At 60.6% G+C, this 26,078-nt stretch carries 19 protein-coding genes and 2 pseudogenes; 7 read left to right on the forward strand and 14 right to left on the reverse strand.

Annotated features, from left to right (window positions below; translation table 11 throughout):
* Window positions 1-44: 44 nt before the first annotated feature.
* The 6 genes from AC1DU9_RS01285 to AC1DU9_RS01310 are packed head-to-tail and all read right to left on the reverse strand — an operon-like array spanning window position 45 to window position 4,293.
* Entirely contained in the window at window positions 45-1,724 is a 1,680-nt protein-coding gene (locus AC1DU9_RS01285) for an acyl-CoA synthetase family protein (protein ID WP_223457719.1), read from the reverse strand.
* Window positions 1,721-2,266 carry a COG4648 family protein gene (locus AC1DU9_RS01290; RefSeq protein ID WP_108216270.1) on the reverse strand — a complete coding sequence of 182 codons (546 nt, stop codon included), beginning with the start codon at window positions 2,264-2,266 and terminating at the stop codon, window positions 1,721-1,723. Before AC1DU9_RS01290 ends, AC1DU9_RS01285 begins: the two co-directional genes overlap by 4 nt.
* Window positions 2,263-2,517 (reverse strand): acyl carrier protein, encoded by a 255-nt coding sequence (locus tag AC1DU9_RS01295; protein ID WP_007992314.1) that lies wholly within the window; start codon window positions 2,515-2,517, stop codon window positions 2,263-2,265. Before AC1DU9_RS01295 ends, AC1DU9_RS01290 begins: the two co-directional genes overlap by 4 nt.
* 9 nt (window positions 2,518-2,526) lie before the next feature.
* Window positions 2,527-2,802 (reverse strand): phosphopantetheine-binding protein, encoded by a 276-nt coding sequence (locus AC1DU9_RS01300; protein ID WP_223457717.1) that lies wholly within the window; start codon window positions 2,800-2,802, stop codon window positions 2,527-2,529.
* The gene (locus AC1DU9_RS01305) at window positions 2,780-3,592 is read right to left on the reverse strand and encodes a lysophospholipid acyltransferase family protein (protein ID WP_223457715.1); all 813 of its coding nucleotides are present in this window, start codon (window positions 3,590-3,592) and stop codon (window positions 2,780-2,782) included. Before AC1DU9_RS01305 ends, AC1DU9_RS01300 begins: the two co-directional genes overlap by 23 nt.
* A complete protein-coding gene (locus AC1DU9_RS01310) occupies window positions 3,568-4,293 on the reverse strand; it encodes a beta-ketoacyl synthase chain length factor (protein WP_223457714.1) in 726 nt (241 codons plus the stop codon). Before AC1DU9_RS01310 ends, AC1DU9_RS01305 begins: the two co-directional genes overlap by 25 nt.
* A 356-nt stretch (window positions 4,294-4,649) precedes the next feature.
* Between AC1DU9_RS01310 and AC1DU9_RS01315 the strand changes: the two genes are divergently transcribed.
* Window positions 4,650-5,420, forward strand: a complete 771-nt coding sequence (locus AC1DU9_RS01315) for a ParA family protein (RefSeq protein ID WP_223457713.1) — start codon at window positions 4,650-4,652, stop codon at window positions 5,418-5,420.
* A 110-nt stretch (window positions 5,421-5,530) separates the two neighbouring features.
* Here the strand turns inward: AC1DU9_RS01315 and trxC are convergent, their stop codons facing one another.
* On the reverse strand, window positions 5,531-5,965 hold the full coding sequence (trxC, locus tag AC1DU9_RS01320; RefSeq protein WP_223457711.1) for a thioredoxin TrxC: 435 nt from the start codon (window positions 5,963-5,965) through the stop codon (window positions 5,531-5,533).
* Window positions 5,966-6,167: 202 nt separating this feature from the next.
* Here trxC and AC1DU9_RS01325 point away from each other — a divergent pair, with 202 nt between their 5' ends.
* Window positions 6,168-6,398 (forward strand): hypothetical protein, encoded by a 231-nt coding sequence (locus AC1DU9_RS01325; protein ID WP_223457710.1) that lies wholly within the window; start codon window positions 6,168-6,170, stop codon window positions 6,396-6,398.
* Window positions 6,399-6,407: 9 nt separating this feature from the next.
* On the opposite strand, the gene selO is transcribed toward AC1DU9_RS01325, so the two are convergent.
* The 5 genes and pseudogenes from selO to AC1DU9_RS01350 all read right to left on the reverse strand — a co-directional run.
* Window positions 6,408-7,871: a protein adenylyltransferase SelO gene (gene selO / locus AC1DU9_RS01330; RefSeq protein ID WP_223457708.1), complete on the reverse strand. Its 1,464-nt coding sequence runs from the start codon at window positions 7,869-7,871 to the stop codon at window positions 6,408-6,410.
* Window positions 7,872-7,919: 48 nt separating this feature from the next.
* On the reverse strand, window positions 7,920-11,288 hold the full coding sequence (gene mscK, locus AC1DU9_RS01335; RefSeq protein WP_223457706.1) for a mechanosensitive channel MscK: 3,369 nt from the start codon (window positions 11,286-11,288) through the stop codon (window positions 7,920-7,922).
* Window positions 11,289-11,322: 34 nt separating this feature from the next.
* Entirely contained in the window at window positions 11,323-13,065 is a 1,743-nt protein-coding gene (locus tag AC1DU9_RS01340) for a potassium/proton antiporter (RefSeq protein ID WP_223457704.1), read from the reverse strand.
* Between the two features lie 244 nt (window positions 13,066-13,309).
* Window positions 13,310-14,182, reverse strand: coding sequence for a methyl-accepting chemotaxis protein (locus AC1DU9_RS01345; RefSeq protein ID WP_477809657.1), 873 nt, complete (start codon window positions 14,180-14,182; stop codon window positions 13,310-13,312).
* Window positions 14,165-14,935, reverse strand: a pseudogene (locus tag AC1DU9_RS01350) (MCP four helix bundle domain-containing protein); the annotation flags it as partial. The gene AC1DU9_RS01345 and the pseudogene AC1DU9_RS01350, both read right to left, overlap by 18 nt.
* A 274-nt stretch (window positions 14,936-15,209) precedes the next feature.
* Between AC1DU9_RS01350 and AC1DU9_RS01355 the strand changes: the two are divergent.
* The 4 genes and pseudogenes from AC1DU9_RS01355 (at window position 15,210) to AC1DU9_RS01370 (ending at window position 17,759) form a co-directional block, all read left to right on the forward strand.
* On the forward strand, window positions 15,210-15,419 hold the full coding sequence (locus AC1DU9_RS01355) for a hypothetical protein (protein ID WP_095943263.1): 210 nt from the start codon (window positions 15,210-15,212) through the stop codon (window positions 15,417-15,419).
* Window positions 15,416-15,718, forward strand: coding sequence for a cell division protein ZapA (locus tag AC1DU9_RS01360; protein WP_102698611.1), 303 nt, complete (start codon window positions 15,416-15,418; stop codon window positions 15,716-15,718). The genes AC1DU9_RS01355 and AC1DU9_RS01360 overlap by 4 nt, the downstream gene beginning before the upstream one ends.
* 145 nt (window positions 15,719-15,863) lie before the next feature.
* Window positions 15,864-16,895 (forward strand): annotated as a pseudogene (locus tag AC1DU9_RS01365) (HAMP domain-containing protein); the annotation flags it as partial.
* Between the two features lie 132 nt (window positions 16,896-17,027).
* Window positions 17,028-17,759 (forward strand): methyl-accepting chemotaxis protein, encoded by a 732-nt coding sequence (locus tag AC1DU9_RS01370; protein WP_477809658.1) that lies wholly within the window; start codon window positions 17,028-17,030, stop codon window positions 17,757-17,759.
* A gap of 142 nt (window positions 17,760-17,901) precedes the next feature.
* Here the strand turns inward: AC1DU9_RS01370 and AC1DU9_RS01375 are convergent, their stop codons facing one another.
* Together AC1DU9_RS01375 and putA are read right to left on the reverse strand one after the other, a co-directional pair.
* Window positions 17,902-19,704 carry an acyl-CoA dehydrogenase gene (locus AC1DU9_RS01375; RefSeq protein ID WP_477809646.1) on the reverse strand — a complete coding sequence of 601 codons (1,803 nt, stop codon included), beginning with the start codon at window positions 19,702-19,704 and terminating at the stop codon, window positions 17,902-17,904.
* Between the two features lie 255 nt (window positions 19,705-19,959).
* On the reverse strand, window positions 19,960-23,910 hold the full coding sequence (gene putA / locus AC1DU9_RS01380; RefSeq protein WP_477809647.1) for a trifunctional transcriptional regulator/proline dehydrogenase/L-glutamate gamma-semialdehyde dehydrogenase: 3,951 nt from the start codon (window positions 23,908-23,910) through the stop codon (window positions 19,960-19,962).
* Between the two features lie 461 nt (window positions 23,911-24,371).
* Between putA and putP the strand changes: the two genes are divergently transcribed.
* Window positions 24,372-25,856 carry a sodium/proline symporter PutP gene (putP, locus tag AC1DU9_RS01385; RefSeq protein WP_223457691.1) on the forward strand — a complete coding sequence of 495 codons (1,485 nt, stop codon included), beginning with the start codon at window positions 24,372-24,374 and terminating at the stop codon, window positions 25,854-25,856.
* Window positions 25,857-26,078 lie beyond the last annotated feature (222 nt).

Here is a 26,078-nt window from a genome sequence, read left to right on the forward strand (position 1 = left end):
ACGATTCGACCTGCTCGCGATTGAGTGCGCAGCACTCACCCAGCTTATGCATTTGCAGCCTCCAGCAAGATCCGCCCGCTGGAGCAAGTGGCGGTTTCGTTGCGATAGGCGAAATACAGTTTGCCGCGCACCGGGTCAAAGCGCAGGTGCAGCTGGATTTCATCGCCCGGGCGCACCAGTTGCTGGAACTTCAAGACTTCCATGCCGGCGAATTTTTTCGGCAGGTTCATCAGTTGCTGGCCCAGACTCAGCGCCCAGTCCACCTGCACCACGCCAGGCAACACCGGCGCCGTGGGGAAATGACCGCTGAAATAGGCCAGGTCCGGTGGCACGGCCAGTTGCAGGCTCCACTCGCCATTGGTTTCGACTTGCTCCAAGACCTCCGGGGCTTTGGAGCGCGGCGCCAGCAGCAGGGCATCGACGTCGGCCTGGGGCAGTTTGCCTTGAGTGTTCAGCGGCAGTTGTCGTAGCAGGCGCCAGCGTCTTGGCAGGGCCAGGGCTTCGCAGTGTTGGCTCAGGTGTTGGCGCAATTGCTCGGTAAGACTGCGTCGGCCCTGATTGCGCAGCACATGCAAGCCGGCCTCGTTCAGCACCAGCAATGCCCCCAGGGAGGCGCGGTTTTCCTGAACGACGCCGAGCCGCGCTTCGACAACCCATTCATGGGCTGTCAGCGCCTGTTCCAGCATCGGTAGCGAGATGCGTTTTTCTTCCAGTTTGACGATCCGGTCCAGTCGCCCGAGCAATTCGAAGCGACCATCGGCGGTGATGCGCGCTGAGTCGGCAGTTTGTTCAACATGGCCGTCAGGCAAGTAGGGCGAAGCGATCAACAGCGCGCCATCACTGTCTTGAGTCAGCGTGACATCGGCAAAGGGCCGCCAGAGTTCATCGCCCTGACGCCAGGCGATGCCGCCGGTTTCCGAACTGCCGAAAATTTCCGCTGGCCATTGCCCCAGACGCTCATGCAGGCGCTGTGCGGCCTCGACCGGCAATGCACCGCCGGAGGAAAAAACCCGGCGTACGGAGCTCAACGCAGGCCAGTCGAGGTTGTCGCCCATGCGTTTGAGCAGCGCCGGGCTGGCCACCCAGGCGAAGGCCGGGCATTCGCGGCTGGCGCGTTGCAGGTCTTCCGGAAAGGCCAACTGTCGACGCACGAACGGGCGTCCGGCGCATAGCGGCCACAGCACCCGAAACAGCAGACCGTAGATGTGCTGGGTGGCGACGCTGCCGATGATGCACGCCGGGCCCAGATCAGCGCCCCACAGCTGTTCCAGGGCTTCGACTTCATTGGCCAGTTGGCGCAGGTTTTTTTCGATGCGCTTGGGCTCGCCACTGGAGCCCGACGTGCACAGGCTGAGTTGACAGTGATCCGGATCCAGCACAGCGGTACTGAGCGGAGGCTGTTGGAAATTGCCAAGGTGTTCATCGTCGGGCTGATCGGTCAGCCAGAGATCAACTTCACCTGACCAGCGTTGGCGAGTCTGCGGTTGCAGGTCAGACGGCAGCAGCACACTGACCCCGGCACGCCAGGCGCCGAACAGGGCAATCGCCAGATCGGCGGCATCCTCAAGGTGCACGGCCATCTGCCGTACATTCCGGGCTTGCAGGCCGGCAGCCAGGCGCAGCGCCTGTTCGCACAGTTGGGCGTGATCCAGTGCCGGAGCGGTCGTTACGGCGCGCACCGGCTGAGCCTTGAGCAGCATGTGCTCAAGTTTTATCCAATTCATGGGCGGCCTCGTACCCTTTGTCGTATGAGCCATTCAATGGCAAACATCAGGCCTATCAATCCGTAGGAAATCAGGCCGGTGTACAGCGTCCACCAGCTCAGCGGCGCCCAGAGGGTCAGGGCGGCGGCGCACACACCGTTGCAAAGAAAAAAAACGCTCCAGGCGATGGTCACCTGACGGGTATAGCGAATGCCCTCGGCCGGCAATTGCGGCTCGCGTACCCGGGCCAGGCGTTCAACGATCGGCGGGCCGAATGTCAGGCTCGATCCGAACAGCACCAGCATGAAGCTGCTGATCAACACCGGATACCAGCGCAACAGCGCCGGGCTGTCGAACAGTGCCAGCAACAGACAGAACACAATGGCCACCGTGGCCATCCACAGGCTGCCAGGCCGTCGTGTGCCGGTCAGCGCCCGGGCCAGCCACAGTCCGCCCAGCAGCAGCCCGAACTGCCACGGGGCGAAATGCTCCATGCCGAAATACACCGCAAAGGGATACAAAAGACCCGCCAGCAGCAGGCCGAGGCCAATCAGTCGATTCATGCGGCCGGTTGAACCAGACGGTAGACCGCCTCGACCACGTCACTGACGGTTCGCACCGATTTGAATTCTTCGGCGGCGATTTTCTTGCCGGTCTGGCGTTTGATGTGATCAATCAGGTCGACCGCGTCGATGCTGTCGATTTCCAGGTCCTGATACAGGTTGGATTCCAGGCTCACACGCTCGGGGTCCAGTTCGAAGAGCTCGACCAGGGCATCGCGCAGGGTGTTGAAAATGTCGTCACGAGTTTGCATGGTCCGGTCTCAAGCTGCCTGTTTTGCGGTGACGAACGCCGCAAGGCTCGCCACGTTACTGAAGTGATTACGTGTGTCCTTGGCATCGGCGTCGATTTTGATGCCGTACTTTTTCTGGATGGCCAGGCCCAGTTCCAGGGCGTCCACCGAGTCCAGGCCCAGGCCTTCGCCGAACAGCGTCTGCTCGTTGCCGATGTCTTCGGCGCTGATGTCTTCGAGGCCGAGGGCTTCGATGATCAGTTCTTTGATTTCCAGCACCAGGCTATGGGTGTACAGATCGCTCATCTTCGGCGAGCTCCTTGATGAAGTAAGAATGCAAATAATCGTTGAGCTTGCGCGAGGCTTGCGGAGCCGGCCCCAGCGTGGCGAAGGTCTGTGGGTCTATATCGGCCCCAACCCGAAAACTGAAGTGCACGCGCCGCTTGGGGATGCGATACCAGGGCTCGGCCTTGGTCAATGTGGTCGGGTTGACCTTGATAATGACCGGGGTGAGGATTTTCGCACCGCGCAGGGCGATTGCCGCGCCCCCCCGATGAAAGGCTGGCGCCTGGCCGGGTTGGGTGCGTGTACCTTCAGGGAAAATGATCAGGGTCTGGCCGTCTTTCAGCGCGTCGGCAGCCGCGTCGAGCATGTCCATGCTGCCGTCATTGCTGATGTATTCGGTGCTGCCCAGCGGTCCGCGGGTGAAAGGGTTTTCCCAGAGGCTTTGCTTGACCACGCAGTTGGCGTGACGCACCAGGCCGATCAGAAACACCACGTCGATCAGTGACGGGTGATTGGCAATGATCATCTGCCCGGGACGACCGAGTTTTTCCGCGCCTTCAATGTTATAGGTCAGCACCCCGGTACGGGCCATGAAACGCACAAAAATCCAGAAACAGCGGCTGACCGTTTGTCTGGCCCGCAGCCGATGGGTCTGGGCGTCGCCGGGCAGACAGTTCAGCACAGGGAAAATCACCAGACGCAGGCACAGCCCACCCAACCCGAACAGGGCAAAGCTCGCGGCGGTGGCCAGCAAGCGCCAGTAATAGGCGTCGCGGTTTTTTTCGGTCATGGGTTGCGTTGCCAGGTCCATACGCGATTTTTCCAGGCATGTTGGCAAGTGGTTTGCTGGCCGAGCATCGTACGCAACAGATTCAGCGCGTGGGGCCAACGGGTGTTGGACAACGCATCCGCGGGGCTGTTCAGGGACAACTGCCAGTCGGTACCGGGTGTGATCAGCAGGCCGACGGCATAAGGGAACGGCACGTCGTCGATCCAGGTTGAGTAAGCCTCGGGTGGTTGCTCTTCGGTGACCACCAGAAGTACTGCCGGAGCGCCTTCAGCCAGCAATGCGGCAGCTTCCAGCATGCCGTGTTCCAGGCCGTCGCCTGCGGCGGCCAGGGCCGTCATTTCGCTGGTTTCACCGCGCATGATCGACCACAAGCCAATAATCGCGTTATGCACGGACAAGCTGAACTGGGTTGGCGACAGCGGCTGGTCGGCGGCCAGATCACTGAGAATGTCGACGGTGCGGGGCGTTTCGCCGTGACGGGAAACAAAGACCAATGGCAGATCCTGCCGACCTTCGGCCAATGGCCAGCCGACACTGAAGGCCATCCGCGCCAGACGGCTGAGCCGGCGGCGCTGCATGGCCGGCAGAAAGGAAACGTCGGGAGCGGCATCGCTGTCCGGCAGCACGACCGGTTGTCGGCTCCAGGCCTGCCAATCGCTCACGCTTTCAAGCCCCGGGGCCCAGGCGCGCCATTGGGCGATGTTGAAGTTGATCACAGACATTCATCCCGCCCTCACGGGCTTACTTGACGCGGGGGAGCGGCCGAGAGCCGAGACTCACCCTGCGTGGCGTTTGGCGCCGAGTGGCGCGCATTATCCCGGTGCCGGGAACGTGTAGCAAATGCTGGTTACATTTTGCTCAATAAGATGAAGCGGCTGACTCGAAAAAATTGAACGATTGGTAATTATTCACAAAATCATGCCTCCGTCTGTCGGCTCTGACGTCGAGCCATCGGGCCGTTCAGGGCTTTTCAAGCAGGAGAAGGCAACTGACGGTGTAGTCCCTTTGCTGACAAGGTAGCGAAGCGACGCGGTGGACCACTACACTCGGTCATTCTTTGGTACACGGAGGTTTTGACATGCGGCGCGTGGTGTTCAATCAGAAAGGTGGCGTTGGCAAATCCAGCATTGCCTGCAATCTGGCGGCGGTCAGTGCCAGCGAGGGTTTTCGCACCTTGTTGGTGGATCTCGATGCCCAGGCCAACTCCACTCAGTACCTGACGGGGCTCACCGGTAACGACATCCCGATGGGTATCGCCGATTTCTTCAAGCAGACGCTGTCTTCCGGGCCGTTCTCCAAAAAGAATCAGGTCGACATCTACGAAACCCCGTTCGATAACCTCCATGTCGTGACCGCAACCGCCGAGCTGGCGGACTTGCAGCCAAAGCTTGAAGCCAAGCACAAGATCAACAAGCTGCGTAAGTTGCTTGAGGAGCTTAGCGAAGACTACGACCGGATTTACCTCGATACTCCGCCAGCGCTGAATTTCTACGCGGTTTCAGCGTTGATTGCCGCCGATCGTGTGTTGATCCCCTTCGATTGCGACAGTTTTTCACGTCAGGCACTGTACGGCCTGATGGCGGAAATCGAAGAGTTGAAGGAAGACCACAACGAGGGCCTGGAAGTCGAAGGCATCGTCGTCAACCAGTTCCAGGCCCGCGCCAGCCTGCCCCAGCAAATTCTCGATGAGCTGATCGCCGAAGGCCTGCCGGTGTTGCCGGTGTACCTGGCCAGCTCGGTACGCATGCGCGAATCCCACCAGGCCAACACGCCGCTGATCCATCTCGACCCGCGGCACAAGCTGACCCAGCAATTCGTTGAGCTGCACAACCTGTTGGAAAACGCCTGAAAAACCTGTGGGAGCGAGCTTGCTCGCGATGGCAGTGTGTCGGTCAACAGAGATGTTGAATTTGACGCCCTCATCGCGAGCGAGCTCGCTCCCACAGGGTCTGTGTTGCTTCAGATCCCCTGGCTACGCAACCAGCTCATCAGTTGCGGTAACGGGAAAGCCCCGCTCTGCCGGGCGACTTCCCGGCCGTTCTTGAACAGGATCAGGCTCGGAATCGAGCGAATCCCCAATTGCGCCGACAACTGCTGGTTCGCCTCGCTGTCCAGTTTGGCCAGCCGACACTTGCCCGCCAGTTGCCCGGCTGCCTGTTCGAACACCGGCGCAAACGACTTGCACGGCCCGCACCAGTCCGCCCACACGTCCACCAGCAACGGCAGATCGCCCTTGATCTGGCTGGCGTAGTCGCCTTGCTTCAATTCAAACGGTTTGTTCAGCAGGACTTCGGCCTTGCAGCGACCGCATTTTGGATGATCGTCGAGACGCTCGGCGGGAATGCGGTTGAGGCCGTTGCAGTGAGGGCAGGGGATGAGGAGTGGGTCGGTCATGGTGAGGCTCTTCGGAAGTTGGTAGTCAGAGCGTTGATCTGGAGGTAAGAACCCTGTTTATCAAGATTCGGATTTGTAGGCAGGAGCCTTCTGCAATTGGAGAGGCCACCTACAGGCGACGGTGCCTCTGTCTGCTAGGTAGCGAGTTATTCAATTTGTAATCTTTTCGCGCACTTTCCGATAACAACCAAGAGGCGCAAAAATGCAAAGAATCGTTAAGCAAGCCATTGAACACTGGTCATCCGTATCTTGGCTGCTAAAACGGCCTCAATCAGAAGTTGAATTCGACCGGTTGGTCAAATCGCGGGATGAGTTGCTAGTGATGATGGGCGGTGATGAATTGCACTCACTTGAGGGTTTGGTGTCGATCATAAGCGATCATATCGAAGCCTATGATCGGGAGCGCCGTTCATCGCCAATCCAAAATGTTTAATGTTCTGCCTCACGACGAACAACTGATCTCCAGATGCTTGCCCCACTCCGGTGGTCGCTCGGCATAACTTTCCATCCCCGGTTGTTCCACGAACGGATTGCTCAGTACCGCGTGCAGTCGGCGGACTTCCGAGTAGTCGCCGCTCTCTGCCGCATCGATGGCCTTTTGCGCCAGGTAGTTGCGCAGGATGTACAGCGGGTTGACTGCGTGCATCCGCTGGCGGCGCTGCTGTTGATCGAGCGTGCCTTCACGGGCCACCCGGGCGACGTAGAGCTCGCCCCAGGCGTCAAAGCCCTTGAGGTCGACGAAGTCATCACGCAATCGGGTGATGGCCTGTTCCGGTGCTTCATCACCCAGGCGGCGGAAAAACAGGCTGTAGTCGACGCCGCTGTTTTGCATCAGTTGCAGCAGACTCTCCAGCAGCTTCTGGTCGTCGTCTTCGGCCGTTGTCAGGCCGAGGCGGCGGCGCATCAGGTCCAGGTAATGGGCCTGGAACAGCGGCAGGTACAGGCCGAGGGTTTCGCGCAGGGCTTCGATGCTGATGAACGGCGTCAGGGCCTGGGCCAGCGCGCTGAGGTTCCACTGGCCAATCGGCACCTGGTTGCTGAAGGAGTAACGGCCCTGATCGTCAGAGTGGTTGCAGATGAAGTTGGCGTCGAAGTCGTCGAGGAAGGCGAACGGGCCGAAGTCGAAAGTAATCCCGAGGATCGACATGTTGTCGGTGTTCATCACTCCGTGGCAGAAACCGTAGGCCTGCCATTTGGCGATCAGTTCGGCATTGCGCTCGACCACTTCGCGGAACATCGCCAGGTACGGCTCCGGTTGCTCCAGGCACTCCGGGAAGTGCATGGCCAGCACGTGATCCCCCAGCTCTTTCTGCTGCTCGGGGCGCTTGGTGTAGTAGAAATATTCGAAGTGGCCGAAGCGCACATGGCTTGGCGACAGACGCAGGATCATGGCCGCGCGCTCCTGCTTTTCGCGCCACACCGGGGTATCGGAGCCGATCACGCACAGGGCGCGTGTGGTCGGGATGTTCAGGGCTTGCAGGGCTTCGGACGCGAGGAATTCGCGAATCGACGAACGCAGTACCGCCCGGCCATCGCCCATGCGTGAAAACGGCGTCTGGCCGGCGCCCTTGAGGTGCAGGTCCCAATGTTCGCCGGCCTCGTTGTACACCTCGCCCAGCAACAGGCCGCGACCGTCGCCCAGTTGCGGGTTGTAGAAACCGAACTGATGCCCGGAATAGACCATGGCCCTTGGGATCGCATCGGCCCAGAGCTTGTGGCCGCTGAACAGTTCGGCGAACTCCGGGGTTTCGGCCACGGCCGGGTCGAGGTCGAGCAGCGCCATGGCGGCGGGGCTGGCCACTACCAGGCGCGGATTATCGATGGGCTCGGGCAGCACATGGGCGGAAAACGCATCGCCCAGGCGGTCGAAGCGGTTATCGAAGGTGAGTTCGTCGAGGGCTTTCAAGGGCCGGCTCCAGCAGAATGTCCGAGCATTCTGCTGGGGAATGGCCGGTTAGTCGAGTTCGGCGGCGGGCGGCTCTTTCGGCGGTTTGCCGTCGACCAACGGCACGATGGTCTTCGCTTCCGGTTCGATTGGCACCATCTTGTATTCCTGGCCGTGCAGGTTCTTGAGGTAAACCTCCATCTGCCGGAACGAGATGTTGATGTGCTGTTTCTTGAACTCGCGGTTGATGAAGCGGTTGACCTCGTCGAGCACCGGGTTGCGGTCACCGAGGTCGCGCACGTGCATGCGCAACTCGTGGTCGAGGGTGCTTTCGCCGAAGTTCAGGAAGTACACGTGCGGCTCCGGGTCTTTCAGGACGCGCGGGTTATCGCGTGCTGCCTTGAGCAACAGCTCCTTCACCAGGTCCAGGTCCGAGCCGTAGTCGACACCGAGCTTGAGGGTCACCCGGGTGATGGTATCGGTCAGCGACCAGTTGATCAGTTGCCCGGTAATGAACGTCTTGTTCGGGACGATGATGTCCTTGCGGTCGAAGTCGGTGATGGTCGTGGCACGGATGCGAATCTTGCTCACCGTACCCGACAGGTTGCCGATGGTGATGGTGTCGCCGATCCGTACCGGGCGCTCGAACAGGATCATGATGCCGGAAATGAAGTTGGCGAAGATCTCCTGCATGCCGAAACCGAGACCGACCGACAGCGCCGCTACCAGCCATTGCAACTTGTCCCAGCTCACGCCAAGGGTCGACAGCGTCGAGACGAAACCAACGCCGGCGATCACGTACGACAGTAGCGTGGTGGTCGCGTAGGCGCTGCCCTGGGCCAGGTTGAGCTTGGACAGCACGAACACTTCCAGCAGACCCGGCAGGTTGCGCGCCAGGGCAAAGGTGATGCCGATGATGATCAGTGCACCGAGCATGTCGCCGATGCTGATCGGCACCATGCTCATGTTGGCGCCGGTGCCGCTGGTGTATTCGTAGAGAGTGACGTTGTCCAGGTACGAGAACACGCTGATCAGGTCGGACCAGACCCAGTACAGCGCGACCATGAAGCCGCCCAGCAGCGCCAGACGGATCAGGCGCAGGGACTGTTCGTTGACCTTCTCGATGTCCATTGTCGGCTCTTCGACGACTGCTTCGCCGTCGGCGGTCTCTTTTGCTGCGTTACGTTTGGCCAGGGCGCGCTGATAAGCCAGGCGGCGCGCCGCTACGCTGAGACCTCGCACGAACGTGGCTTCGATCACCAGCCAGAACATCAACAGGTACAGGGTGTTGATCAAGCGGTCGCTGAGCTTCAGCGCGGTGTAGTAGTAGCCGAAGCACACCGCCACGAACAGCGCGACGGGCAGGGCGGTGAACAGGATCCCCACTAGCTTGCGGAACAGCGAGGCGTTCTTGTGGGTCGGGCTACTGATGAGCAAGCGGCTGAGCAGCAAGGTCATCAATGCGTAGCAGGTGAGTACCACCGGCATGCCGATCACGTCATCGGCCAGCGCCGCCGGTTGCAGTTCGGCAACGGCCACTACGGTCACCAGTGCCATCACCACGATGCCGAGGCGGCGGACCCAGATGCGCAGGAATTCCACCTGGGGCTTTTCCCAGCGGAAATGCAGTTCTGCCACACCGCCCGGCGCGAGGATCCGGTAGGCGGTGTAGAACACCAGCCAGGCCCCGGCCATTTGCAGCAGCGCCGCGCCCATATTGGCGTTCTGCCCACGGGCGTCGATTCGCAGGGCCAGTCCGCACAAGGCGAGCCCCAGGGAAACCGGCATCGCCAGCAGAATATTGATCAGAATCGCCTGCGGCGTGTGCCACTGGCTATCGCGTTTGAAGTGACCGATGTCCTGGTGAACCTTGTTCAGTCGCGCGTACAGATTCTTGCGGCGCCACAGCAGCGCACCGATCAGCAGTGCCAGTGGCAGGAACAGCAGCGGGCGCTGGGTCAGACCGTCGGTCAGTTCGCTCAGGCTTGAAAGTACCGGCAGCGAATCGAGTTGTCGCTGCAGGCGATCCGGCACACTGCTAATCCACTCCAGTTCCAGCGGCTTGTTGCTCGGGATCCAGAACATCTGCTCATCGAGGGTCGCCCGCAGGCTTTGCGCCGTGCTGAGCAATTGCTTCTGGTTCAGTTGCAGGGTGATGGATTCATTGAGCACCGCGCTCAGTTCGCGATTGAGGCGTTCCAGCAGATCGGCGCGGGTGGTGGCCAGTTCCATCAGGCTTTTGCGCAGCTGCGGCGTGACTTGCTCGGGCGGCTGGGTCGCCAGCAGGTTTTCGACGTAGGTGGTCGGACTGCTCAGCAATTCCCGTTGCTGGCTGACTTCGAACTGATACAGGCGAATGTCGGCGATCTGGTCGGCCAGGTTGCGGTCGAGCCGCAGGCGCGGCAACGCCTGTTTCTGTTTGTAGAGAATCTTCGAGAGCAGCAGGCTGCCTTTGAGCACGTTGATTTGCTCGTCCAAGGCCGAGTCGCTCTGGGTCAGGCTGTCCAGCTGTTGCTTGGTCTGCAGATTTTGCTGGGTGACTTCGTTGAGGCGGTCGGTGCTTTTGAGCAGGTAGTCCGAAAGCTTCAGGTTGGTCGCGCTTTCGGTGGCCAGCAGGCTGCTGCCGCCAGCCTTCTGCGCTTCGATGGATTGCTGGGTGACCGTTTCCTGGGACAACGCCAGTCGCTTCTGGTTGATCAGGTTTTGCAATTCCTGGATTTCCCGATCCAGGCGGTCGGACCGCTCCGACAACAGGTCATGCTGGCTGTTGCCGAGGTCTTGCAATTGGGTATTGCCGGCCAGTTCCTGGCGCCGTAACGGGATCAGGGCGTTCAGCGCAGCCAGCTCGGCGTTGAGCTGGTCGCGCTGCTCGGCGCTCAAGGTCTTGCCGGCGTCCTTGCCGTTTTTGAGGATGGTGTTGATCTGCTGAATGCGCGTCTGGCTGCTGGAAATCTCCGCTTGAGCACGCTCGGGGCGGGTCTGGGCGGTGATGATCAGGCTGTTGGCATCGGCCAGGGCTTTTTGCAGGTCGCTTTGCTGGGTGGAACGCTCTGTGAGCAATTGTTCCAGCTGCTGGATCGGTTCTTTGGCGAAACGCTGCGCCACCGGCACCACGGTGCTGGCCTTGAGGCGGGTCAGTTCACGCTGGTTCTCGAGGGTCTGTTTGGGCGCATTGTTCAATTGCTGCTTGAGCGCGGTCAGTTTCTGCTCGTAGTCACGCTTGTTGTTGAGCTGGCTCAGCGTGTTTTGCAGAACGGTTTGCAGGGCCTTCTGATCGGCTTCCGGCAATTTGCGGTCGGCGATCTTGTCCAGGCTCGCCTGCACGGCTTCGCTGGAGGGTGGTTCGGCCGCTTGCGCCGCTGGCGATAAACCAAGGGTGCCGACAGAGAGACTCAAGCCCAAAAGGGCAATGGCGAAAAGGTAGCGCAGGTTAGGCATAAAGACCGGTCAAGCAAGTGATAGTGGAAGCAGTTTAGAGGAAGAGTCCGGGACCCGGGCGACTTCCTTCGGGGAATCTGACGCCCACTTTGCCGATCTTGTTCCCGTCCATGACCGCCACGGTCCAGATGGTGTTGTTCCATTCCACCTGGTCACCCACCACCGGCGCGCCGCCGACTTTCTGGGCAATGAAGTGGCCCAGGGACATGTCCGGATCGATGCCTTCGACCTTCAGGCCATAGAGGGCCGCAACCGCGGCCAGTTGGGCGTCTCCTTCGAGTACGAAGTCGCCGAAGAAGCGCAGGTCGAGGCCCCGTTGTGGCGCCTGGCTGAAGAGTTTTCCGAGGGCCGGCAGGTTGTGTTCATGGCCGATAACACACAGCAAATCATCGACTTCGAGCACCGTACTACCCGACGGATGGAGCAATTGTTGACCGCGAAACAGGGCAGCGATACGGGTGCCTTCGGGCATTTTCAGCTCGCGCAGGGGCGAACCGATGCACCATTTCTCCGCGCCGAGACGATAAACGAACAGCTCCCACTCGCTGGTGACGTGCACTTCCAGGGCCGACCGCGAGATGGGTGCAGGTTCCGGGGGCACCGTTACTTTCAACAACCTGGCGACCCACGGCAGGCTCGTGCCCTGAACCAGCAGCGACACCAGCACGATAAAGAAGGCGAGGTTGAAATAGAGCTGGGCGTTGGGCAGGCCGGCCATCAACGGGAACACCGCCAGGATGATCGGAACCGCGCCGCGCAAGCCGACCCAGGAAATGAACGCTTTCTCGCGACCATGGAACGCCTTGAACGGCAGCAGGCCAACCAGCACGGACAGTGGCCGGGCAAACAGAATCATCCACAACGCCAGTGCCAGTGCCGGTAAGGCGATAGGCAGCAGATCGTGAGGCGTCACCAGCAGCCCCAGCACCAGGAACATGCCGATCTGCGCCAGCCAGGCCATGCCGTCGAGCATGTGCAGGATGCCGTGACGGCTGCGCACCGGGCGGTTGCCGATCACCAGGCCGCAGATGTACACCGCCAGGAAGCCACTGCCGTGCAGGGCGTTGGTCAGGGCAAACACCACCAGGCCACCGGCGATGACCAGAATCGGATACAGGCCGGTGGCGAGGTTGATGCGATTGACCAGTTGCAGCATCAGCCAGCCACCGCCCAAGCCAATGACGCCACCGATACCGAACTCGCGCAGCAGATGGGTCAGCAGGCTCCAGTGCAGGCCGGTCTGGCCGCTGGCGAGCATGTCGATCAGGGTGACGGTGAGGAACACCGCCATCGGGTCGTTGCTGCCGGATTCGATTTCAAGGCTGGCGGTTACCCGCTCGTTCAAGCCTTTTCCGCCCAACAGCGAGAACACCGCCGCGGCGTCGGTGGAGCCGACGATGGCCCCGATCAGCAGGCCCTGGATCAGGTTCAGGTTGAACAGCCATGCGGCCGCCATGCCGGTCAGCCCGGTGGTAATCAGCACCCCGACCGTGGCCAGCGAGAGCGCCGGCCATAACGCCACGCGGAAACTCGACACCCGGGTGCGCAGGCCGCCGTCGAGCAGGATCACGGCCAGCGCGAGGTTGCCCACCAGATAGGCCGTGGGGTAGTTATCAAAAAGAATGCCGGCGCCATCGACACCGGCCGCCATGCCGACGGCCAGGATGATCACCAGAATCGGGATGCCGAGACGGGACGAAAGTGAGCTCACCAGAATGCTCGCACCTACCAGCAACGCGCCGATCAAGAACAGGCTGTTGATGGTCGTCGCATTCAAAGGCAGTACTCCAGAAAGCTGAAAGGCGGGCGCAAACTGACCATGCAGTCTGCGTGCCAGCGATTCTAACCTGTTGAAATGTGATGCTGTCAAAAAGCTTTTGAGTCATCGCAGAACCCCTGTGGGAGCGAGCTTGCTCCGGGCGGCGTTCCGACGATAGCGGTGTATCAGTCGCCATCAATGTTGAATGTGCCGGCCTCGTCGCGAGCAAGCTCGCTCCCACAGGGGGCGCGTTACCGGATGATTAGAGGCTAAACCGCCCAACCATCGTGTTCAGGTCCACCGCCAAACGCGATAGCTCATTGCTCGCCGCACTCGTCTGATTCGCCCCGGTGGCCGACTGCACCGACAGATCGCGAATGTTCACCAGGTTGCGATCCACTTCACGGGCCACCTGCGCCTGTTCTTCGGCGGCGCTGGCGATCACCAGGTTGCGCTCGTTGATTTCGACGATGGCGCTATTGATGGTGTCCAGCGACATCCCGGCACCACGGGCGATGTTCAGGGTCGATTCGGCGCGTTCGGTGCTGTTGCGCATCGAATCCACCGCGTGCTCGGTACCGCTCTGGATGCTGCCGATCATGCGTTCGATTTCGCTGGTCGACTGCTGGGTGCGGTGGGCCAGGGCGCGCACCTCATCGGCCACCACGGCGAAACCACGACCGGCCTCACCGGCGCGTGCGGCCTCGATGGCGGCGTTCAAAGCCAGCAGGTTGGTCTGGTCGGCCAGGCCACGGATCACGTCCAGCACCTTGCCGATGTCGCGGGACTCGTTGGCCAGGTCGCCGATCAGGGTCGCGGTGCTCTGCACGTCGGCGCTCATGCGTTCGATGGCGCTCACGGTTTCCTGTACCAAGTCACGGCCGTCGCCGGCAGACGTGGTGGCGTTCTTCGACGCCTCGGACGTGCTGACCGCATTGCGCGCGACTTCTTCCACGGCGCTGGTCATTTCATTGACTGCCGTGGCGGCCTGTTCGATTTCGTTGTTCTGTTGGGTCAGGCCACGGGCGCTTTCGTCAGTAACGCTGTTGAGTTCTTCGGCAGCGGACGCCAGCTGCGTGGCCGAGCCGGAAATGCGCTGCAGCGTGTCACGCAGCTTGTCCTGCATCTTCGCCATGGCCAGCAGCAAGCGGCCGGCTTCGTCTTTGCCGTCGACGTTGATCGGGCGGGTCAGGTTGCCTTCGGCAATTTGTTCGGCGGCGCTCAGGGCGTTGGCGAGCGGTTGGGTGATGCTGTTGGTCAGCAACCAGGCGAACAGCAACGTCAGGGCAGTGGCGATCACCAACAGGGTGATCACCAGGTTGAACGCCGAATCATACTGATCGGCTGCCTGCTGGTTGGTGTCGTGGCTCTGCTGGGTGTTGATCTCCAGCAGGCGGTTCAACACGGCGTTGACCGCTTCGGAGTTGTTGAGCAAATCGGTGTTGAGCAAGCTGCGCAGTTCGTCGACCTGATTGTTGCGCGACAGGCTTTTCATCCGGTCTTCGATCTGGCGGTACTGACCCAGCAACTGTATGTATTGATCGTAGGCCGCACGTTCCTGCGGGCTGGAGATCAGTTTTTCGTAGGTCGCCTGGGCGCTGCGAATCTGCTGGTTGCGCGTCTCCAGCAATTCCACGGTTTTCTGCTGCACGTCCGGCTCGCGATTCACCAGCAAGCGGTACGACAACACGCGCAGGCGCAAAGTGAGTTGGGTGAACTCGTCCAGGCTCTTGATGCTCGGCACACTGTTGTTGGTGATGTTCTCGGCGGCGCCGCGGATCTTGCTCATCTGATTCAAGGCAAACACCCCCAGAACCATCATCAAGCCGCCGATCAGGGCAAAGCTGAGGAACGCCCGAGGGGCGATATTCATATTACGAAGGGACATGGCGATCACCGAAAAGAGCGCATCCGTGCGCGGCTGAGGCTGCTGTATGAATGACTTATCGGTCGCCTGGCTGAAGTCTTGAGCCCGGCCTGTTTTAGCCGGTTGCACCTTGTGGCGACGAAGTGCAGGAACCAGATTGGCCAATCACAGTCTTTAAAACTCGCGAGGAAGGTTGCCCGTCAGCAAAATCAAGGCTTTGCGCCTGTATAACCCTGGCATCCAGGGTGACTTTTCTTTATCGTACGCGCCCATTGAAAAAGCCCGGAAAATCAAAATGTTGGAAGCATCCCTAAGCCAATTGGAACAACTGGTCAGCGACCTGGTGCAACAGAACCAGAACCTGACCGCGGAACTGGCCCAGGCCAAAGATGAAAACGAAAGCCTGCAACTGAGCCTGATGGAACACGAAGAGAAGCAAGGCGCCACGGCGGCTCGCATTCAGGCCTTGGTTGAGCGCGTCAGCGCAGGTCCTGTCAGCGCATGAGTTACAACGCCGCAGGGGTAAAAGTCGTCTCGATCCTGGGGGAGGACTATTCGATCAAGGCACCGGCCGGGGAAGAGCAGACCCTGCTGGACGCCGCGATGATGTTGAAGGCAGCCCTGGCCGACACCAAAAGGAAGTACCCGACGCTGATCGGTGACCGACTGCTGGTGCTGGCGGCGATGAATCTGTGCTCCCAGCAGATCGAAATGCAGAAACAGCACAAGCTCGAACTCGACCGTTACCAAGAGCAAGTCAGCGCCACGGTTGAAGTGATCTCAAAGACGATCAATCAGGCCTGATCGGCTTTGCGCACAACCAAAGAATAAATTGTCGGTTGGATTGTATACAATCGGCACGGCTGTTGCAGTGTTTCAGCCTCTTATTCTTTGGGGGTGCTCCATGCAGTTCTGGCGACGCAGTATTCAATGGCAGTTGATCCTGAGTATGGGCAGCTCCTTGCTGGTCAGTATTCTGATCGTGGTGGGCATTTATACCCTGGTGGTCAATCGTCTCGCCCAGAGCTATCTGGTCGAGCAAGCCTTGCCATCGAGCATCGAAGCGATGCGCAACGACATCGAGCGCATCCTCGTCCAACCCCTCACCGCCGCCAAGGACATCGCCAGCAACAGCATGGTGCGCGACTGGCTGGCAGGGGGTGAAGACGGTGCCCAGGCCAACACCTTTACTACCTATCTCGAAGGCATCCGCGCCGAGCACAAGGCTTTTACCGCGATTATTGTCGGCACCGCGTCCAACCATTACTTCACCGAAAAAGGCCTGGACCGGACCCTCAGCCGATCCAATCCGAAAGACGCCTGGTTCTACTCATTTCTCGACAGTAACCAGCCGCGCACCCTCAATATCGACAATGACACGGCAACCGGAGAATTGGCGCTTTTCATCGACTTCAAAGTCGAGCAGGCCGGTAAAGTCGTGGGCGTTGCCGGGCTTGGCCTGAGCATGAAAGAGCTGTCGGAGCTGATCCACAACTTCAGCTTCGGGGAGCGCGGCAAGGTCTATCTCGTGCGTTCCGACGGTTTGATCCAGGTCCATCCCGAGGCGCAATTGAGTGGCAAGCGCAGCCTGACCGAACAGATTGGTGCTACGGCGGCACAGGCAGTGATGGGTCAAAAAACTGCCACCACCAGCAGCAGCTTCCAGCGGGAAGGCGAGGACTTTCTTGCGTTAAGCCTGCCATTGCGCGATCTCGGCTGGACCCTGGTGGCGGAAGTGCCGCAATCACAGATCTACGCCGAAGCCCGCCGTGCCATGTGGATGAGCAGCGGCATCGGCTTGGCGGTGGCGATTGTGTGCCTGTTGCTGGTGGTGTTGCTGGCCCGTGGGCTGGTACGGCCGATTCGTCAGGTAACAGCCGCGCTGGTTGCCATTGGTAGCGGTGGTGGCGATTTGACCCGCCGGTTAGATTCCAGCCGCGCCGATGAGCTGGGTGATCTGGCGCGCGGGTTCAATCGGTTCCTCGACAGCCAGCGCGACATGATCGGCGAAGTACTGACCACCAGTGAACGATTGCGCACTGCGGTCGGGCAGGCGGCTCGAGTGGTGGACAACACCGCCGAACGCTCTGGCCGCCAACAGGAAATGACCGACATGGTCGCCACCGCTGTTCACGAAATGGGCCTGACGGTACAGGAAATCGCCCAGAACGCAGGCAATGCAGCGGTCGCGTCGCAAACAGCTCGGGATGAGGCGATGCAGGCGCGGGAAGTGGTGGGTGGTTCGATCCGCCACATTGAAAGCATGTCCCGGGAAATCGGCGTCGCGGCCACGGCGGTGGGTGAACTGGCCCATCAAGTGGCGTCCATCGATCAGGTGCTGGCGGTGATTCGCGGGATTTCCGAGCAAACCAACCTGCTGGCGCTCAACGCCGCTATCGAAGCGGCGCGGGCCGGGGACATGGGGCGCGGGTTTGCCGTGGTCGCCGATGAAGTGCGCACCCTGGCGCGACGTACGCAATCGTCCACCGATGAAATCCAGCAGATGATCGGCAGCCTCAAGCAAGGCGCGGAAAACGCGGTGTCGTCGATGCATTCCGGGCAGGCGGCGACGGGTACGGGGGTCGAGTCGAGCCAGCGTACCGGCACTTCGTTGACCGCGATCACCGGGCAGGTTGAGCGCATCAGCGATATGAACCATCAGGTGGCGACCGCGACCGAAGAGCAGTCGGCGGTGACCGAAGAGATCAACCGTAACGTGCAGGGGATTTCCGATCTGGCCCGGGCCACGGCGGGGGAGGTCAGGGCTTGCCGGGATGATTGTCAGACGTTGCAGCGGTTGGCGGATGATCTGGCGCGGCAGATGGGTGGGTTCAAGCTGAAGTGATGTGTTGATAGTGCTGGCGCCATCGCGAGCAAGCTCGCTCCCACAGGGGTTGTGTGTTGAACACAGGATTTGTGAACAACAGAGATACCTGTAGGAGCGAGCCTGCTCGCGATTGGACTTCAGCTACACCATAGATCCGGGGTCAGAACCACTCATCCTGCATCCCCAGGCACACATCATCCCGCGCCTCAAGAATCGCCAGCTCATGGTGGCAACCCGGCACTTCCCACGTCAGGAAATACCGCGCCGCCTGCAGCTTGCCTTTATAGAAGCTCACATCCGCCGCATTACCTTTGGTCAGGCCTTCCTCGGCACGGACCGCCTGCTCCAGCCAGCGCCAACCAATCACCGTGTGCCCGAACACCTTCAGGTACAGCGCCGAATTCGCCAGGCTGCTGTTGACATTGCCTTGTGCCAGATCAGTCAGCAGGCCGATGGTCACGGTTTGCAGACGCGCCACCAGTTTCTCCAGCGGTTCGCGCAGTGGCGTCAGCGACTCAAACGTCTGCGCGCGTTCGGCGGTGTCAGCGATCAGGCGGATCAGTTGCTTGAGTCCCGCACCGCCGTTCTGCGCCAGTTTGCGGCCCAGCAAGTCCAGCGACTGAATGCCGTGGGTGCCTTCGTGGATCGGGTTCAGGCGGTTGTCGCGGTAGTACTGTTCCACCGGGTATTCGCGGGTGTAGCCGTGGCCGCCGAGGATCTGGATCGCCAGTTCGTTGGCCTTAAGGCAGAACTCCGACGGCCAGGATTTGACGATTGGTGTCAGCAAATCCAGCAATTCATGGGCCTGTTTTCGTTCAGCTTCGGTCGCAAGCGTGGTGGTGTCGTCGAACAGTCGCGCCGCGTACAGGCCGAGATCGAATGAGCCTTCGACGTAAGCCTTTTGTGTCAGCAACATGCGTTTGACGTCGGCGTGCTGGATGATCGCCACCGGCGCAGTGTTCGGGTCCTTGCTGTCCGGCACGCGGCCCTGCGGACGCTCGCGGGCATATTCCAGCGAGTACAGGTAGCCGGCGTAACCGAGCATCACCGCACCCATGCCGACGCCGATCCGCGCCTCGTTCATCATCTGGAACATGTAGCTCAAGCCCTGGTGCGGCTTGCCCACCAGATAGCCGACACACTCACCGTTATCGCCGAAGTTCAGTGCGGTGGACGTGGTGCCACGCCAGCCCATCTTGTGGAACAGCCCGGCCAGCAGCACATCGTTACGCTGACCGAGACTGCCATCGTCGTTGACCAGGAACTTGGGCACGATGAACAGCGAAATGCCTTTCACCCCGGCCGGCGCGTCCGGCAGCTTGGCCAGCACCATGTGCACGATGTTTTCCGACAGCGGGTGATCGCCACCGGAGATGAAGATTTTGTTGCCCTTGAGGCGATAAGTGCCGTCGGGCGCCGGCTCTGCGCGGGTACGAATATCCGACAGCGACGAGCCCGCGTGGGGTTCGGTCAGGGCCATGGTGCCGAAGAAACGGCCGTCGATCATCGGTTGCAGGAAGCGGCGCTTTTGCTCCTCGGTGCCGAAGCTTTCGATCAGGTTGGCCGCGCCCATGGTCAGGAACGGGTACGACGTCGAAGCAGCATTGGCCGATTGAAAGTGCGCGAAGCAGGCCTGGGACAGCAGCGTAGGAAGCTGCATGCCGCCGGCGTCGAAACTGCGCGCGGCGTTGAGGAAACCGGCTTCGAGAAAGGCGTCCACCGCCGGTTTCACTTCCGGAATCAGAATTACCTGACCGTTGTCATAGCGCGGCTCGTTCTCGTCGCCCTTGCGGTTGTGCGGGGCGAAGAACTTCTCGGCGATGCTGCGGGCGGTGCCAATGGCCGCATCGAAGGTTTCGCGATTGTGTTCGGCGAAACGCTCACGCTGGGTCAGGCCCTCGGCATCAAGGACTTCATACAGCTCGAAAGCCAGATTACGGGAACTGAGCAACGTCTCGGACATGGCGGCCTACCTATTGTTGGAATGGGCCGAGTCTAGGCGTGGGAATAAAGACTGAACAGGATGATTGATGAGCGTGATAATGGGCCAGCGCAGCAACTTTGCAGGCACCACAAAACAACTGTAGGAGTGAGCCTGCTCGCGATGACGGCGGCACATCCGAAACAGATGTGACTGACAGACCGCTATCGCGAGCAGGCTCACTCCTACAGAGATTTGACTGCCAGGCGGCCATTGCGGCAGCCCGGATTGTCGGTGTTAACCGATCGTCATCAAGCTTGCGTTACCACCCGCCGCCGCCGTGTTAACGCTCAACGCCCGCTCGATCACTAAACGCTCCAGCGCAATATTGGTTTCGCCTTGCGACAGACCCTGCACACCGACGATGGCGCCGGCACGCTTGGCAACCTGCTGGCACACCGCACGCAACTGGTCGGAATGGCCGTGATGCACAACCGCATCAATCACCACTTCGTCCTTGTTCCAGTCGGAAACCAGCTTGATGCGCGCCTGAATATCCTTCGGCAGACGTGCGAACAATGCCTTGGTCAGTTCAGCTTCCGGCCAGACCGCCGAACCACCGACAGCCAGTACTGCCGCCAGTTGAGTCAGCAAGTCGCCTTCGACTTCCGCCAGGCACAACACGTGCTCACGTGGCAGGATCGCGTAGCTGTTGCGCTCGCCGGTCGGGCCAGCCAGAACGCGGGTGATGCCGCTTTGCGATTGTGCGGCGAACTGCACGCACAGGGTGCTCAGGTCGGCGAACTTGTGGCTGTCGGCCCAGGCTTTCAGGGCGGTCAGCGGTTTGCTCATGGCGTCGCGCAGACGAACGTCCGGTGCTGCGGCAGCATCGCCACGAGCGAAGGATTGTTCGATCGCATCCGCAGGGCGGGTCGACAACAGACGGTACAGGTACAGCGGGCCGCCGGCTTTCGGGCCGGTGCCCGACAGGCCTTCGCCGCCGAACGGCTGCACGCCTACTACTGCACCAACGATGTTGCGGTTGACGTAGACGTTACCGGCGTTGACGTTGTCGATCACCTTGGCGATGGTCTCGTCGATGCGGGTGTGAACGCCCAGCGTCAGGCCGTAACCCGAAGCGTTGATCTGGCCGATCAGTTGATCGATGTCTTTGCGCTTGTAGCGAACCACGTGCAGCACCGGGCCGAAGATCTCCCGCTGCAACTCGTCGAAGCTTTCCAGTTCGATCAGCGTCGGCATCACGAAGGTGCCGCGTTTGACTTCTTCGGCATCGGCGATGGCCACCTGGTACACGCTGCGACCTTTGTCGCGCATGGCCTGGATGTGCTTCTCGATGCCGGCTTTGGCTTCGGCGTCGATCACCGGGCCGATGTCCACGGACAGGCGCTCAGGGTTGCCGAGACGGCTTTCAGCCATGGCACCTTTGAGCATTTCGATGACGCGGTCGGCGGAGTCTTCCTGCAAGCACAGGACGCGCAGGGCCGAGCAACGCTGGCCGGCGCTGTCGAAGGCCGACGAAACCACGTCGATCACAACCTGTTCGGTCAGTGCCGAGGAGTCGACGATCATTGCGTTCTGGCCACCGGTTTCGGCGATCAGCGGGATCGGACGACCCTGGCTGTCCAGGCGGCCGGCGATGTTGCGTTGCAGCAAGCGCGCGACTTCGGTAGAGCCGGTGAACATCACGCCTTTGACGCGATCATCGCCGACCAGGCCGGCACCGACGGTTTCGCCACGGCCCGGCAGCAGTTGCAGCACGCCTTCCGGGATACCGGCTTCGAGCAGCAGGCGCACGGCTTGAGCGGCGACCAGCGGAGTCTGTTCCGCAGGCTTGGCCAATACCGGGTTACCGGCAGCCAGTGCGGCAGCCACTTGACCACTGAAGATCGCCAGCGGGAAGTTCCACGGGCTGATGCACACCACTGGACCCAACGGACGGTGAGCGTCATTGGTGAAATCGTTGCGTGCCTGCACTGCGTAATAACGCAGGAAGTCCACGGCTTCACGCACTTCGGCGATGGCGTTGGCGAAGGTCTTGCCAGCTTCGCGGGCCAGCAGGCCCATCAGCGGCTGGATCTCGGCTTCCATCAGATCGGCGGCGCGTTCCAGGATCGCAGCGCGTTCGGCGGGCGGCGTGGCCTGCCAGATCGGTGCAGCGTTCAGGGCGCACTGGATGGCGTTGTCGACGTCTTCGACGGTCGCTTCCTGTACATGGCCGACCACGTCACGCAGATCGGACGGGTTCAGGACCGGTGCCGGAGCTTCGCTGCTGGAGGCGCAACCGAGCATCGGCGCCGCTTTCCAGTGGTTGTGCGCGGTAGCCAGCAGGGCGCAAGACAGCGACGCCAAGCGATGTTCGTTGGCCATGTCGATGCCGCTGGAGTTGGCGCGTTCGGAGCCATACAGGTCACGCGGTAGCGGAATGCGCGGGTGCGGCAGGCCGAAACCACCTTCCACGGTCGCCATCTGCTCGATGCTGGCTACCGGATCGGCCACCAGTTCCTGGATGGAGATCGACTGGTCGGCGATGCGGTTGACGAACGAGGTGTTCGCGCCGTTTTCCAGCAGGCGACGCACCAGGTAAGCCAGCAGGGTTTCGTGGGTGCCGACCGGTGCGTACACGCGGCACGGACGGTTCAGCTTGCCTTCGGAAACTTTGCCTACAACTTGTTCGTACAGCGGTTCACCCATGCCGTGCAGGCACTGGAACTCGTACTGGCCCGGGTAATAGTTCTGACCGGCGATGTGATAAATGGCCGACAGGGTATGGGCGTTGTGCGTGGCGAACTGCGGGTAGATGACTTCCGGCACCGACAGCAGTTTGCGGGCGCAAGCGATGTAGGACACGTCGGTGTACACCTTGCGGGTGTAGACCGGGTAGCCTTCCAGGCCTTCGACCTGGGCGCGCTTGATTTCGCTGTCCCAGTACGCGCCTTTCACCAGGCGGATCATCAGGCGATGACGGCTGCGGCGAGCCAGGTCGATCACGTAGTCGATCACGTACGGGCAACGCTTCTGGTAAGCCTGGATCACGAAACCGATGCCGTTCCAGCCAGTCAGTTGCGGCTCGAAGCACAGGCGTTCGAGCAGATCCAGCGACAGCTCGAGGCGGTCGGCTTCTTCGGCATCGATGTTCAGGCCGATGTCGTAGTGCTTGGCCAGCAGGGTCAGCGACAGCAGGCGCGGGTACAGCTCGTCCATCACGCGCTCGTACTGGGCGCGGCTGTAGCGTGGGTGCAGGGCCGACAGCTTGATCGAAATGCCCGGGCCTTCATAAATCCCGCGACCGTGGGAGGCTTTGCCGATCGAGTGGATGGCTTGTTCGTACGAGGCCAGGTACTTCTGCGCGTCGTGCTCGGTGAGTGCGGCTTCACCCAGCATGTCGTAGGAATAACGGAAGCCTTTGGCTTCGAACTTGCTCGCGTTGGCCAGGGCTTCGGCGATGGTTTCGCCGGTCACGAACTGCTCGCCCATCAGGCGCATGGCCATGTCGACGCCCTTGCGGATCATCGGCTCGCCGCTCTTGCCGATGATGCGGCTCAGGGACGAGGTCAGGCCGGCTTCGTTGTGCGTGGACACCAGTTTGCCGGTCAGCAGCAAGCCCCAGGTGGCAGCGTTGACGAACAACGACGGGCTGTTGCCCAGGTGCGGCTGCCAGTTGCCGGTGCTGATCTTGTCGCGGATCAGCGCATCGCGGGTGCCTTTGTCCGGGATGCGCAGCAGCGCTTCGGCTAGGCACATCAGCGCCACGCCTTCCTGGGACGACAGGGAGAACTCCTGTAGCAGGCCCTGGACGATGCCGGCACGGCCGCCGGCGCTCTTCTGGTTGCGCAGTTTTTCCGCGATGGACGCGGCGAGTTTGTTGGTGGCGTCGGCCATCGGCGCCGGCAGGCGCGCCTGCTCGATCAGCATCGGCACCACTTCCGGCTCAGGGCGACGGTAGGCGGCGGTGATCGAGGCACGCAGTACCGATTGCGGCAGGATGCTTTCGGCGAATTCAAGGAAGCACTGGTGGGCGTGATCCAGAGGCGCGTCGACGCTGTCGTCGGAATCCTTGGTCAAACCGCTCAGCTCGGTCAGGGTTGCACCACCCTCGAGTTTTTCCAGGTAATTGAAGATTGCCTGCTTGATCAGCCAGTGCGGCGTGCGATCAATCGAGGTCGCGGCGGCCTTGAGGCGTTCGCGGGTCGGGTCGTCAAGTTTGACCCCAAGGGTGGTGGTAGCCATGTTTTTATCCTCATGTTTGCCACGACTGCGTGGCATCAGCTGGCGGCAAGATTAGCCGTGCAGCTGTTGAGGTGCAACCGGGTGCAACCCTTTTTTTGTCGGAATATTACGCAGCTCGTCAGGAAATAAATTCTCGTACGGCTGTGCTGCATTTGCCTGGTGCTTTTCCAGCGAGTTAACACTCGTTTTTGCTCCGAAAAGGAGCAAAAAACGTTTTTTAACGTTTATTTCCGACTAGGTGCAACTTATTCCCAAGAAACTGGTTGCACCTTATTTGCTTTGTTGAATAGCATTCGCGCCCAAGGTGCAACCCGGACAAAAGCCGGGTGCTCCGGCTGATGGCTTTCCTGGGGAAACATCAGTCATAAATGCGCGGGAATCCGGATCGTCTGTCAAACCTATGCGTTTGCGAGCGGTTCACCAGCCGCCGCTACATAAAAACAAAGCCAGGGCGTAACTTAATGAGCGTAAGCAATCCAACCTTGATCACGTTCGTGATCTACATCGCAGCAATGGTGCTGATCGGCTTGATGGCCTATCGCTCCACCAACAACCTTTCCGATTACATCCTGGGCGGCCGTAGCCTGGGCAGCGTCGTGACCGCACTGTCCGCCGGCGCCTCCGACATGAGTGGTTGGTTGTTGATGGGCTTGCCCGGCGCGATCTACATGTCCGGTCTTTCCGAAAGCTGGATCGCCATCGGCCTGATCGTCGGCGCCTACCTGAACTGGCTGTTCGTCGCCGGCCGTCTGCGTGTGCAGACCGAGCACAACGGCGATGCACTGACCCTGCCGGACTACTTCTCCAGTCGCTTCGAAGACAAGAGCGGCCTGCTGCGGATCATCTCCGCGGTCGTGATCCTGGTGTTCTTCACCATCTACTGCGCTTCCGGCATCGTGGCTGGCGCCCGTCTGTTCGAAAGCACCTTCGGCATGTCCTACGAGACGGCGCTGTGGGCCGGTGCTGCGGCGACGATTGCCTACACCTTTGTCGGCGGATTCCTGGCCGTGAGCTGGACCGATACCGTACAAGCTACCCTGATGATCTTCGCGTTGATCCTGACGCCGGTTATCGTGCTGCTGGCCACTGGCGGCGTCGACACCACTTTCCTGGCCATCGAAGCGCAAGATCCAGGCAACTTCGACATGCTCAAGGGCACCACTTTCATCGGCATCATCTCGCTGATGGGCTGGGGTCTGGGCTACTTCGGCCAGCCGCACATCCTGGCGCGTTTCATGGCTGCCGATTCGGTTAAATCGATCGCCAAGGCCCGTCGCATTTCCATGACCTGGATGATCCTGTGCCTGGGCGGCACCGTGGCAGTCGGCTTCTTCGGTATCGCCTACTTCTCGGCCAACCCGGCCGTGGCCATGCCAGTGAGTGAAAACCACGAGCGTGTGTTCATCGAACTGGCCAAGATCCTCTTCAACCCATGGATCGCCGGTATCCTGTTGTCGGCCATTCTGGCTGCGGTGATGAGCACCCTGAGCTGCCAGTTGCTGGTGTGCTCGAGCGCCCTGACCGAAGACTTCTACAAAACCTTCCTGCGTAAATCCGCTTCCCAGGTTGAACTGGTCTGGGTCGGCCGTGCCATGGTGCTGTTGGTTGCCCTGATTGCTATCGCGCTGGCGGCCAACCCGGAAAACCGTGTACTGGGTCTGGTGAGCTACGCCTGGGCCGGTTTCGGTGCCGCATTCGGTCCGGTCGTACTGATCTCCGTGATCTGGAAAGACATGACCCGCAACGGCGCACTGGCCGGTATCCTGGTCGGCGCGATCACCGTGATCGTCTGGAAACACTACGAGCTGCTGGGCCTGTACGAAATCATCCCAGGCTTCATCTTCGCCAGCCTGGCGATCTACTTCGTCAGCAAAATGGGCACGCCGACTGCTGGCATGTTCCAGCGTTTTGCGGCTGCAGAGAGTGATTATCGTTTGAACAAATGATGAGTGATGGGTTGAACTCTACCCATCTCTGATAAAAGAACGGCTCGCAGCTATATGGTGCGGGCCGTTTTTTTTGCAAGCCAGCTCCGAAAACAGGCATTGGCCCTCCAATATCCGTGGTCCTTTTCAGTGCTGGTCGTAAGACATTTCCTGATTTTCTCGGCCATCTTGAGTTTCCTCTCTGTCCACGTACTTTGCGTTAGCCAGCTCATCGCGAGTCAG

Source organism: Pseudomonas sp. P4_C1 (assembly GCF_056402155.1).